This is a genomic window from Pontimicrobium aquaticum (assembly GCF_005047595.1).
In the GTDB taxonomy this organism is placed as follows: Bacteria; Bacteroidota; Bacteroidia; order Flavobacteriales; family Flavobacteriaceae; genus Pontimicrobium; species Pontimicrobium aquaticum.
Genome location: NZ_SUPL01000002.1, coordinates 205,697 through 218,478, shown reverse-complemented (window position 1 = coordinate 218,478; position 12,782 = coordinate 205,697). Strand labels below are relative to the sequence as shown.

Sequence of the window (12,782 nt, the reverse complement as noted above, 5' to 3'; positions counted from 1 at the left end):
ATTAAATAAGAAAAGAATACAGAATACATGAAAGAATTAGCAAGTATTGAGAAAGAAGTTAATGGCTTAACTCAAAAGCTTAAAAATTTAAAAAAAGAGATTGGTAAAGTCATCGTTGGACAAGAAGAAACGGTTGACCAATTACTAATCACATTTCTGGCTGGAGGTCATGCGCTGTTAGAAGGTGTTCCTGGGTTAGCAAAAACCTTAATGATTAGAACCCTTGCACAAGCAATTGATTTAAAGTTTAAACGCATCCAATTCACCCCAGATTTAATGCCATCGGACATTATAGGCACCGAAATTCTTGAAGAAGACCATAGCACAGGAAAAAAATTCTTTAAATTTAATAAAGGACCTATTTTTGCTAACATTGTTTTAGCAGATGAAATAAATAGAACACCGCCAAAAACACAAGCAGCACTATTAGAGGCGATGCAAGAATTTGAGGTGACCTATTCTGGTAACACATACAAACTAGATAGACCGTTTTTTATTCTTGCAACACAAAATCCAATTGAACAATCTGGAACCTTTCCGCTTCCTGAAGCACAACAAGACCGCTTTCTGTTTTATATAAAAATTGGATACCCAGAAGCAACTGAAGAAACAAATATTCTAAAAAATACCACAGGTGTAAAGAAAGAAACATTACGCGAAGTAATAAGTGGTGAGGACATCTTAAGACTGCAACATTTGGTTCGTGAAGTGCCAATAAGTGACGATTTAATAGAGTTTGTTAGCAAGGTCGTTCGTGCTACTAGACCAGAAACTACTTCTATTAATTACGTAAAAGAATGGGTTAATTGGGGTGCTGGTCCAAGAGCAGGACAAGCCATGATTTTAACTGCCAAAGCACGTGCATTATTACAAGGTCGCTTATCGGTAACACTTGATGATTTAGAACAGGTTGCCATACCAGTTTTAAGACATAGAATTATTGTAAACTTTAGAGCCGAAGCTGAAGGTATCACATCTGATAAGGTTACTAATGAAATTTTAAAAGCAACAATTCCAACATTAAAAAAATAATGAAACAAGATTATCACGATTTATTAAAACCCGAAATTATAAAAACCGTATCTGGTTTGGCTTTAATAGCTCGTGTCATTGTTGATGGTTATTTATCTGGCGTCAATCATAGTCGTCGTGTTGGTCCAGGAATGGAGTTTAGCCAATTTAGAAGCTACCAACCAGGAGATGATTTAAGGCTACTCGATTGGAAAATGCTAGCACGATCAGGAAGATATTACATAAAGCAATCTGAAATAGAAACTAATATTGCAGTCAAGTTTATTTTAGATTCTAGCAACTCGATGCTACATGAAGAAGACGGATTATCTAAAATGGATTATGTAAGGGTTCTTGTAGCTTCAATGGCCTATTTAAGCCAGAATCAAGGAGATGCCGTTGGATTATTTGCACTTAATGATAAACAACTTCATAGTGTTTATCCCAAAGTACAAAAACAACATTTTAACCGATTGCTTCATGAATTAATAAACATTGAAAATCATGGTAAATGGCCTGAAAACGATACAGAATCCAGAAAACTACATGATCGCACACATAAAGAATTAATTTTCTTTATCACTGACATGTATGAAAATAATGAAGAGCTAACACGCTTTGTTAAAAAATTAAAAACTCTTAAAAACGAAGTGGTTGTACTTCATATTATGGGAGCTCATGAATTGGACTTTGACTATAAAGGCAATGTTACGTTTGAAGATTTAGAAACAGGAACCAAATTAAAAGTAAACACTGCCGAAGCTAAAAAAATATATTTACAGTCGTTATACAAAATGATTAAAAACACCAAAGACTTTTTATTGGTCAATAATATAGGGTATCACTTATTTAGACTGGACGAACCAATTGGAGAAGCGTTGCAGTTATTTTTAAAAAAGCGTAATAATTTAGTGTGATATGTTTTTTTTGAATCCTACATATTTATGGGCTTTACTCGGACTTTTAATTCCTGTAGCAATTCACTTATGGAGTAAAAAAGAAGGAAAAACCATTAAAATTGGCAGTATCCAATTGCTAAGTGAAGTTGACTCAAAACAAAACAGTAGCATCCAATTGAATGAATTATTGTTGTTATTTATTCGTTTACTATTAATCGCTCTTGTTATTTTAATTATAGCGCAGCCACAAATAAAAAAAGATTTTAAAAACACAAAACTCACTTATTTAGTAGAGCCTTCCTTACTTAATAATAAGTCAATTACTAATATATTAGATACCATTACCACTAATACCCCAATTAAACTGCTTCAAAGTGGCTTTCCAGAATTAAATCTTAGCAACATACCTAATGAGGGTGTAACAACACCAAATTATTGGCAATTAACTCAAGAAATAGATGATTTGCATTCTGATAGCATTATTGTATTCACCAACGGATTATTAAAAGGTTTAAAAGGGAAACGTCCAGAAGTTAATGCAAATGTTGAATGGATTATTTTTAAAGATGGAGAAACATCAGAACGTGTTGTAAAAGCTTTAGAAAAAGATAACAAAATTGAGTTAATTACTTCAATTAGCAACTCGTTAAATACCTCTTTTAAAAAAGAAACACTACCAATAAACAGCAACAAGATTGAATTCAACAAAGCCAAAGACAGTATTAAAATTAACAATGAATGGCTGCTCCTTAAAACCATCAAACCACTTAATATCTTAATTTTTAACGACAAGGGTTTTGATAAAGAAACAAGGTTTATTAATGCTGCTTTTAAAGCAATCTCAAAATACACAAATACACCCATAGAAGTAACAATAGAAGAAGATGCCACAAATATTGAGTTTAGTAATTTTAATTGTGTTGTTTGGTTGAGCAATCAAAAACCAGTTCTTGTTTCAGGAAAATTATTGGCTTATAAACCCAACAAATTTGCACAAACCTTAATCGTGGAAAGTGAAACTAAAAACTTGTTTTATTTAACCAAAACTTTAGATTCAGAAAATATAATTAATGAACGTTTAGTTGAGCAATTAATTACAATGCTAGATTTTCATTCAGATGTAACCAAAACTGTTCTAGAACATGATAAAAGAATTATTGCCAAAGAAGAATTACAGCCCATTTTTAAAGACCTTGAAACCAAAAAAAGTTATGCAGGTGTTTTAGATATTTCAAAATGGTTATGGTTACTTTTAGCTGGCTTGCTTATATTAGAAAGAATTGTAGCAAACTATAAAAAACAATGAATACCAAAGGCAAAGACATATTAATTAAATTCACGAAGCAATGGCAGTTACTGCTTGGCTTAGAAGTGTTTTTGTATGCTTTAGGCATTTCAACGTGTATGTACTTTCTAAGTCAGAATATTCTGTTATCACTTATTTTGTTTGTGCTAGTGGGCATAATAGCCTCGGTTATTATCAAACCTTGGAAACCAGATATAAAATCTTCAAGTAGCTTTTTAGACAATCAAATAGATTTGTTAGAATACAGTACTGGACTACTGTTGCAACCTTGGGATAGGCATTCTAGTTTAGCTAAGCTTCAGCAGTTAAAGGTTTCAAAAAAGGTAAAAGAAGCAGTCAAAGAAATACAGCCACCACATCATTTAAAACGTACGAGTATTATTGCTGTTTCCCTTATTGGACTAGGTTTTGTTTTAAATCAGTTAAATCGTGTAGATTATTTTAAAAAATCGCCTATTCCAAATACAACTGTTAATCCAATTATTTTCAAGGCTAATGATTCAATAAGCAACCTAGGTGAAGCCCCAAAAATTGTAGAACAATGGGTAACCATAGGTTATCCAAAATACACTAATATTCCTACACAGAGAGTCTCAAAAATGAACATTAAAGCCCTAGAAGGCTCACAATTAAATTGGGAGTTGAAATTTGACAATCAAATTGACAATGTGATGATGCAAAGCATGGAAAATAACTATCCTATGCGTTTAAATAATGCATCATACATTTGGGATACTACGTTAACAAACTCAGGTTTCTACAATTTTAAGTTTGAAGATGTACAAGGCAACTCGTATACATCCGATCTTTATGCAATTGAAGCGTTTAAAGACGCTGCTCCAACCATAAAGCTTCAAGGTTTAAATCAATTCACCTCATTTAATTATGATAACAATAAAATAGTTGAGTTTAAAACAACTATTAATGATGATTTTGGTGTGGCAGACGCCTATATTATTGCCACTGTGAGCAAAGGTTCAGGTGAATCAGTTAAGTTTCGAGAGGAAAAACTAAATTTTGACAATTCTTTAAAAAAGGGAACTAAAAATACGACGCTATCTAAAAAAATAGATTTAGATAATATGAACATGGAGCCTGGAGATGAGCTTTATTTTTACGTAGAAACTCAAGATTTTAAAACACCCAAGCCAAATATTGCCAGAAGCGAAACCTATTTTGCTGTTATTAGAGATACAACGTCGTATGAGTTTAGTGTTGAAGGTACTCTTGGAGTCGATAGAATGCCAGATTATTTTAGAAGCCAGCGACAGCTAATAATAGATACTGAAAAGCTTATAAAAAACAGAAAAATACTCTCGAAAAAAGATTTCAATTTTACGAGTAACGAACTAGGGTTCGATCAAAAATCGTTACGATTAAAATATGGCGCATTTATGGGAGAAGAATCAGAAATTGCCATTGTAAACCAAGAAAATGCCGAAGTGGCTCAACACGAATTAGAACAGGATCCTAATGATCCTTTAGCAGGTTACAAACACGATCATGATAGCGAAAATGAGCATAATTTAGTTGAAGACAAAACAACTAAAAAAGATGAAGACAATCCGCTTGAAGCATACATGCATAATCATGACGACCCAGAAAAAGCCACATTATTTGAAGAATCCTTAAGAACAAAACTCAAAAAAGCTTTAAACGAAATGTGGGATGCCGAATTATATTTACGCTTGTATGAACCAGAGAAATCTTTACCATTTCAGTATAAAGCACTTAAGTACATTCAGGAGATAAAAAATTCGGCTAGAGTCTATGTGCATCGTATTGGGTTTGATCCACCTCCAATAAAAGAAGACAAACGTTTAACAGGAAAATTAGAAGCGGTAAAAAGTTATAGAAAAAATGAAACCATAGCTCAGGAGGAAGCATTTCCGTTTATGCGACAAGCCATCTTAACATTAGAGGTTTTTAAAACAAGTGACGCTCTTTTTACAGATGAAACTACTGCTATTTTTGAGAATGCAGGAAACGAACTATCAACCTTAGCTGTAGAGTTTCCAGGCAAGTACTTAAACACTTTACAACAGTTACGATGGATCATCGATGGCTCACAAAGAAACGCACAAACTTATATTGAGGTGCAAAGAGGGTTGCTTATGGCAATTCCAAAACCAAATGACAATCCGTCAAAAACAGCAGCATCTGTTAATGAAATTAATCAATTATTACTAAAGGAATTGGATATTCATGATAAATAGTGTTTCTTTTATTAATAATGAATGGCTTTGGCAAATTATAGGTGTTACACTTATTGTTTGGCTTGTGTTTATTTGGAAAGAACGTGTAAAGCTTAAAAAAAGACGCTTTTACATTAACTCAACAATATCGTTGTTAGCATTAGCATCATTAGCTTTAATTGCCTTAAAACCAACCATAGAAAACTCTGGCAAATCTTTTAAAGCTGTAATACTTACAAGTGGTTTTATGGACACACAACTTGACAGTCTTAAAAAAGCTTATAAAAAATTAAAGGTTTACAATTATGAAGAAAATCAAACTTTAATTCCGCAAAATGAAATTCCAGAAACGGCATTTATACTTGGTAACGGTTTACAGCACTACGATTTATGGCAACTAGACTCTGTAAACACTATTTATATTGGAGGCAATACACCAAAAGGAATAAGTAAATTTAATTACGTTGCTAATAAAACCGTTAGGAATGACATGCTCTTTAACGGTAAATACAACCAGCCAACCAAAGGTCATAAATTACTTTTGGAAGACTCTGCTGGCAGAGTTTTAGATTCCATAACACTTACTAATGAAACCTCTCAAGAATTTCAATTATCAACTACTTTAAAGGTAGAAGGAACATTTGTGTATCAGTTAGTTGAAAAAGATTCTGTAGATAATGTTATAAAAAAAGAACCTTTACCATTAACAGTAAAAGAGCAACAACTTTTAAATATTCTAATCATAAATGCTACGCCATCTTTTGAAACCAAATACTTAAAAAATTATTTAGCTGAAGCTGGACACAATGTATTAGTTAGAAGCAGGTTAACAAAAGACCGTTATAAATATGAGTATTTTAATATGGATAATAAGCCTACCGTTAGATTTACTCAAGAACAATTAAAACCGTTTGATGTTGTTATTATTGATGTGCTATCTATAAATGGGTTGACCAAAAATGAAAGAAATGCATTTGAAGCTTCAATAAAAGAATATGGATTGGGTATGTTTATTCAATCAGAAGTTAGCCTTTTTAACTCTCGAAGTCGCTGGTATTCATTTAATTTCATTTCCAATAGCAAGAATAATGCTTCTTTAGAAATTAGTCCAAAAAATACAATTTCTAAATATCCTTTTGTATTTAAAAATGATATAGCTATTGAATCCATTTTAAATGATAATTCTAATATTGTATCAGGGTACAAACGTCTTGGAATAGGTAGAATCGGCACGAGTGTACTTCAAAACACATATGAGTTACAACTAAAGGGAGAAATTGATGTTTATAAACAACTTTGGGCTAAAACAATTGAAAGCATTAGTAAAAAAGAGACGCCAAGTATAGAGTGGAATTCTAAATCAAAGTTAGCCTATATTAATGAACCTTTTAGCTTTGAATTAAGAACAACCAATAACAATCCTCTTATAGAAACAACAAGCTATCAAATTCCTATTAAAAGAAGTATTGATATAAAAGATTTATGGACAGGAATTACTTATCCAAAAAACGAAGGATGGAACACCCTTAAAACACAACAAGATACCACAAAGGTGTTTCAGTATTATGCTATTAATAATTCACAATGGCAAACTTTAAAAGCTGTAAGTACAATTACATCTAACAAAAAACATTTTAGAACTAATAAATTAAATACAGTAAAAAGCAATACAGCAAATAGCACTATAAACCCTTTATGGTTTTTTATGGTTTTTGTTTTAAGTATTGGCTATTTATGGTTGGAACCAAAAATGTGACTACACATAATAAAACCTCAAATTTTAGGAAACTTTAATTTTAGAAAGAACCAACTTAGTTCTAAATATTTTCAGACTAATTAACGATAAAATAATTGAGTATAATAGTAAGCTCCATTAGAATCTTTAACAGCTGCAATACCAATATAAACAAAATCACCTTCAATATTGGCTTTATGTCCAGGGCTGTTTAACCAAGCATCCACAACTGTTTTTCCATTTGCATAACCAAATGCCACATTTTCTCCTGCTGTAATTGCTTGGACTTGATCTTGAAGTTCTAAAAATCGTTTAGCGAAATTATCATGACTTATTTTACCTTGATTAATCATATAATGTGTATGACCTTTTGCTATATTATCGGCGTCTGAATTTCTAATTAACTCTTGTTTTCCAATACTTTTTCGGTGTAAATTGACTAATTCGAGTATTTCTTGAGTTATGGTTAAGGATATTTCATTTGCTTCATTTTCGAAAGAGTCTAAATCATTTTCTTTTGAACAAGACACAACCATCAGACTTACAACTACATAACAGAATATAATTACTTTTTTCATGCTTTTTTTTGGGGTTTAACTCTTTTATATACGTGATAATTCTAAAATCAGATGTCATTAAATTCATAAAATTTCATCTAAAATACTACTCTATAAAGTTTATCCTAAACAGTTTCTATTTTCAAATCATTAAGAGAATAATTACTTTATTTTGAAAGCAATACAAAATTGACTTGTGTAAATTTTAAAGCATAAAAAAAGCCTCACATTTCTATGAAGCTTACTTTGTAGAGCGTACAGAAAAAATGTCAAACCAATTATTAATTTCTGAATTGAAGAAATTTGATTCAACATTATAGCTTTTAATACTTAAAAGGTCTCTTTGTAAATTTTAGCTATTCTTACCTATGATGTAAGTATAAAAATTGATGAGTGTTTTTAGCTAAATTCACTCAGCCTTTTTCTAAATGAAGTAGGAGTCATTCCCTTAACTTTTTTAAACGAATTATAAAAAGATACTCTATTATTAAATCCAGATTCAAACGCCACCGAAGAGATGCTGAGCTCTGGTTCTTCCTCAAGAAGTCGAATAGCCTCTCTTATGCGATAACTATTAATAAATTCAAAGAATGAAGCTTCAAAATGTTCATTAATTACTTGAGACATGTGATTTCTAGAAACATTTAATGTATCTGCCAGATCATTTAAGCGCAATTCGTAATCTAAATAAGGTTTTTTAGAATCCATTAAATCTAAAAGGTTAGATTTAATATCATTTGAAAAAGACTTAGACAATCCAGTTCTTTGATATTTTACAAAAGGAATTACCTTTTGGATTTCTTTCCCATTAAATATATTTTGATATTGATAACCAAAGTATAAAGTCATTGAAATAAAAACTGTCATTATATATGAAATAAAATAATCCATTTCATTTGTAATCACTTCAAAATAAACAAGACCGTAATACACAAAATATCCTATAACGAAAACTCCAAAAACTAAGTGAATAGCTTTGAGCCATAAAACTAAATCATCATCTTTTCTTAAATCCTTGAGAATATTGTTATAAGAAACAATAATGTATGTCAACATCACAAAGCATAAAACCCATGGCATTTTTGGGATTATGGTAATTTTAAAAGAATCTATATTGTTTGCCTCAAATTCAATAATCTTTTGTTGATATGTCAAGGCATAATAATTCCAAAATGATATAAGGAAAATAATTAATGGAATAAAATGTAAAATATCGATCAGCAATAATTTTTTTTTAGTCAAGGACTTAACATAAATGTAAAATAAAGGACCATAAAGGGTCATGGGTAATAAACTGGTATAGTTTAATTGCACTAATAAAAACTCACTAAATCTCGACCAAAACAAAACACTATAAAACATTTGATAAGAAAAAGTAAACAAAATTAGCGATAACCATAAATTAGGGCTATAATTCATTTTAAACAGAAAATATACTCCTGCAGAAAATGAAATAATGGAAAATATTAAAATAATATATTCAGATACTGTCATTTTTTATTACACATTTATTTAATATAAAATTTTGATGTAATTACATAGCAAACATTAATACAAAAGCTTTTTAGTTATTTAAACGTTAATTAGAGAGCTTTAGCTTTTATGTAACTTACCTATAAAATCCCTTCAAAATAAAAAAGTTAAAGTTTAATAGTGAAAGAATTTGAAAAAAAATAAAGTTGCAAGCATCATTAAAAATTAATTAGCAAACCATAATTGTATTGAAATCAAACACGGATCACCCTTTAGCCCTATTTCTTAACTCTACAAAAAAGTAATATAAGAATAGGCTTAACATATGATGTGTATAATAAAATAAAAGAATTGTTAATTAATATTATAAAACTTGGTTTTTTATTATTTTGCAAAAGAAATTTATTATTACCTGTTTAAAGAGCTATGAAATATTTGAGCATATTTGAGATTATTATTTTAATGGTAGCTTTGCAAGGTTTTATTTTAGCAATACTAATTATACGAATAAAAAAAAGAAATCAAGCAGCTAATACGTTTTTAGCACTTTTTTTGTTTTTGATTTCCTTTACAATGATAGGACGCCTGTTTAGAGAAATTAATTTTTTAAAAATGTATCCTAATTTTTTGGCGCTTCCAAATGCTATCATTTTTCTTTATGGATCCTTAATGTATATTTATTGAATAAAATGTTATCTAACTAATTGATATCTTACTTATACATAATAGGAATAGCTCAAGGTTTTCTCCTTAGTTTTAATTTTTTTGAAAAAGGCAGAAGAAGTAATCAGTATAGATGGTTAGGAGGTTTGATTCTTATAGCTACAATAATGATTATTGGCTCTTGGCTAGGATATAAGAATATCCAAGATAAATACAATGGTTTATTTTTACTTGCTTCAGGTTCATTTTTTTTAATGGGACCTTTATTATATTTATTTATCAAATCCAGTTTAGAAGAAACTGAAACTCTTACAAGAACATTCAATAAGGTTATTCATTTTGTTCCTACATTACTATTTTTCTTTCTAATTATTTTCTTTACCAAACTCCAAAATGAAGAGGTTACCAAGGAAGTTTTTAGCTCAGATTATGAGTTAGAAATAAATAATGCTAATATAATTCTACCATTAATTAAATTGTTTCATTTATTAGTTTATACAGTTTTATCTATAAAGTTAATGGTCAAAAATAAAAATAGTAACACATGGTTATTAACATCTTTTATCGCAAGCTATCTAGTGATTCAACTTATTGTCTGGATATTATTAGCTTTAACTATTTTATTTGATCATAGATTATTTCAATTAGCAGATTTTTTAATCGGAATTGTTATTGTTTTGGCAATTTATATTTTAGGATATTTAAGTATTAAGCAATCCGATATACTGCCTGAAACTATTAACAAAGTAATTAAGAAACGTTACAAGACTACTGGGCTATCGAAAAAAGAGAGTGCGCAGTATTATAATTATCTGATTGCATATTTGAAAAAAAACGAGCCATTTCTAAATCCAGATATAAACCTGAAACAATTGGCCTTTGAAATTGGTGTTTCTGGTCATCAGCTTTCACAAATAATCAATGAAAACTCAAGTTATAATTTTTCAGGACTTATTAATCAGTATAGAGTTAATAAGTTCAAAATACTACTTAAGCAACCGAAGTTTAAGGATTATACACTTCTAGCTATTGCTTTTGAAGCTGGTTTTAATAACAAGAATAGTTTCAATAACGCATTTAAAAAAGAAACTGGTATGACGCCTTCTCAATTTAGGAAGGAAATTTTTTCTTCGTAATTCGTCATCAATTATCATTTCGGGCGATTGAACATTTAATTTAATAGATTTTTGTTCAAATTAAATGACAATCATGAAAAGAATAACAAAAATTTTATTTCTTCTTGCTATAGGCACAAATTTAGTTCTAAATGCTCAATCTATTAACAAAATTGAAAATGCCATGAAGCTTTACCAAAATGAACAGTGGCAGGAAGCAGCTGTAGCATTTTCAACAATCATTGAAGACAATATTTATAATGGGGAATACTATTATAATTTAGCACACTGTTTTTATAAACTTAAAGATTATGATAAGGCTATTAAGAATTATAAATTAAGCCTAGATACAGGATATAATTATGGCAATTGCATTAAACATATTGCAATGTGTTATGCTGAATCCGGTGATCTTAAAAACACTTCTATATGGATAAATAGAGGTCTAAAAACCCCCAAAAGTTTATCTATTACTAATGTAGTTTCAGATTCTGCGTTCAAAGAGTTTAGAAAAACCGACAGCTATAAATCCATTTACTCTCAAGATTCAACTTTTAACAGAGAAGAAAAATGGAAAACCGATATTAAATTCTTAAAACATCGATTTGAAGTTAAGCATTATGATATATTTAATACAGTTAAGAGTAAAGAGTGGAATTCTGATTTTAATCTGCTTCTAGAATCTGTTAATCAAAAGACTGATGCAGAAATTTTAGTAAGTCTAATGAAAATTACTACTAAAATTGGTGATGGACATACATTTATTAGACCTCCTTTGTCGGGTAAATTCAAATTACACTTTTATCCTTTCAAGTTATATATGTTTGAAAAAGGATTGTATGTAACACAAACTTCCAGTATATATAAAGACGCTTTAGGATTAAGGTTAACACATATTAATAGTATGTCAATAAAAGAAGTTTTAGAAAAAATAAAGGATGTCATTTCTGTTGATAACGAGATTGGTTTATTCGAAAGATTAGATTTCAACCTTATGTTCTCTGAAGTATTGCATGTATTAAATATCACCAGCAACCCTAAGTCCTCTTTTTTTACTTTTCAAAAAGAAGATGGTAGCAAAATAACAATTGATGTAAATGCAGATGAATTTAATCCTGCAATTTTAACAGAAAAATTAGAATCGCACAAAACTAAGATTCCTTTATACCAACAAAATGAAAATGATTTTTTTTGGTCAAAAGAATTGAACGACTTTAATGCTATGTATGTAAAAATAAATATCAATTTGTCAACACCACAACAAAGTATTAAACAATTTTATGATAAAGTTTTTGATAGTATTTCAAAGCAAAACATAAAACATTTAATTATTGATTTACGTCATTGTCCAGGTGGAAATTCTTTTAATAATAAGACTTTAATCAAGCATATAATTGCCAATAAAACATTAGATAAAGAAAACGGGATATTTACCATTATTGGTAGACGAACTTTTTCTGCTGCAATGAATTTAAGCACTGATTTAGAAACATGGACAAATACTAAGTTCATTGGAGAACCAACCGGTTCAAAACCAAATTTTATTGGTGAAACTAATTTTGTCACATTACCCAACACTGGTATACAGTTAAGTATTTCTGATGCATATTGGCAACAAAGTGTGTCATGGGATAAAAGAAATTGGATTGCTCCTCATATTTACGTGCAAAATAATTTTAACGATTTTAAAAATGGAAACGATAATATATTAAACACTATAAAAACCATTGTTATGGAAAAAATGCAAATTGACTAAGATGTGGATTGTTAATATTAATAATATAATATGCACAAAGTAATTAAACTAAAAAAGTGGTTTTCGTCTTAT

At 29.7% G+C, this 12,782-nt stretch carries 9 protein-coding genes; 7 read left to right on the top strand and 2 right to left on the bottom strand.

What is annotated here, in order from left to right; all coding sequences use genetic code 11:
• The first annotated feature begins 27 nt into the window (after nt 1-27).
• The 5 genes from E5167_RS03860 to E5167_RS03840 are packed head-to-tail and all read left to right on the top strand — an operon-like array spanning nt 28 to nt 7,167.
• Entirely contained in the window at nt 28-1,032 is a 1,005-nt protein-coding gene (locus tag E5167_RS03860; RefSeq protein ID WP_136841243.1) for an AAA family ATPase, read from the top strand.
• On the top strand, nt 1,032-1,928 hold the full coding sequence (locus tag E5167_RS03855) for a DUF58 domain-containing protein (protein ID WP_136841241.1): 897 nt from the start codon (nt 1,032-1,034) through the stop codon (nt 1,926-1,928). Before E5167_RS03860 ends, E5167_RS03855 begins: the two co-directional genes overlap by 1 nt.
• Before the next feature lies 1 nt (nt 1,929).
• The gene (locus tag E5167_RS03850) at nt 1,930-3,216 is read left to right on the top strand and encodes a BatA domain-containing protein (RefSeq protein ID WP_136841239.1); all 1,287 of its coding nucleotides are present in this window, start codon (nt 1,930-1,932) and stop codon (nt 3,214-3,216) included.
• Nucleotides 3,213-5,432, top strand: a complete 2,220-nt coding sequence (locus tag E5167_RS03845; RefSeq protein ID WP_136841237.1) for a tryptophan-rich sensory protein — start codon at nt 3,213-3,215, stop codon at nt 5,430-5,432. The genes E5167_RS03850 and E5167_RS03845 overlap by 4 nt, the downstream gene beginning before the upstream one ends.
• Nucleotides 5,422-7,167, top strand: a complete 1,746-nt coding sequence (locus E5167_RS03840; RefSeq protein WP_136841235.1) for a hypothetical protein — start codon at nt 5,422-5,424, stop codon at nt 7,165-7,167. Before E5167_RS03845 ends, E5167_RS03840 begins: the two co-directional genes overlap by 11 nt.
• Before the next feature lie 80 nt (nt 7,168-7,247).
• Here the strand turns inward: E5167_RS03840 and E5167_RS03835 are convergent, their stop codons facing one another.
• Both E5167_RS03835 and E5167_RS03830 read right to left on the bottom strand, forming a co-directional pair.
• Complete coding sequence (locus E5167_RS03835; protein ID WP_136841233.1) at nt 7,248-7,724, bottom strand: CAP domain-containing protein; 477 nt, start codon at nt 7,722-7,724, stop codon at nt 7,248-7,250.
• A 378-nt stretch (nt 7,725-8,102) separates the two neighbouring features.
• Complete coding sequence (locus tag E5167_RS03830; RefSeq protein ID WP_136841231.1) at nt 8,103-9,197, bottom strand: AraC family transcriptional regulator; 1,095 nt, start codon at nt 9,195-9,197, stop codon at nt 8,103-8,105.
• Between the two features lie 809 nt (nt 9,198-10,006).
• Between E5167_RS03830 and E5167_RS03825 the strand changes: the two genes are divergently transcribed.
• The gene (locus E5167_RS03825) at nt 10,007-10,975 is read left to right on the top strand and encodes a helix-turn-helix domain-containing protein (protein ID WP_136841229.1); all 969 of its coding nucleotides are present in this window, start codon (nt 10,007-10,009) and stop codon (nt 10,973-10,975) included.
• Nucleotides 10,976-11,048: 73 nt separating this feature from the next.
• Complete coding sequence (locus E5167_RS03820) at nt 11,049-12,710, top strand: S41 family peptidase (RefSeq protein ID WP_169301370.1); 1,662 nt, start codon at nt 11,049-11,051, stop codon at nt 12,708-12,710.
• The last annotated feature ends 72 nt before the right edge of the window (nt 12,711-12,782 follow it).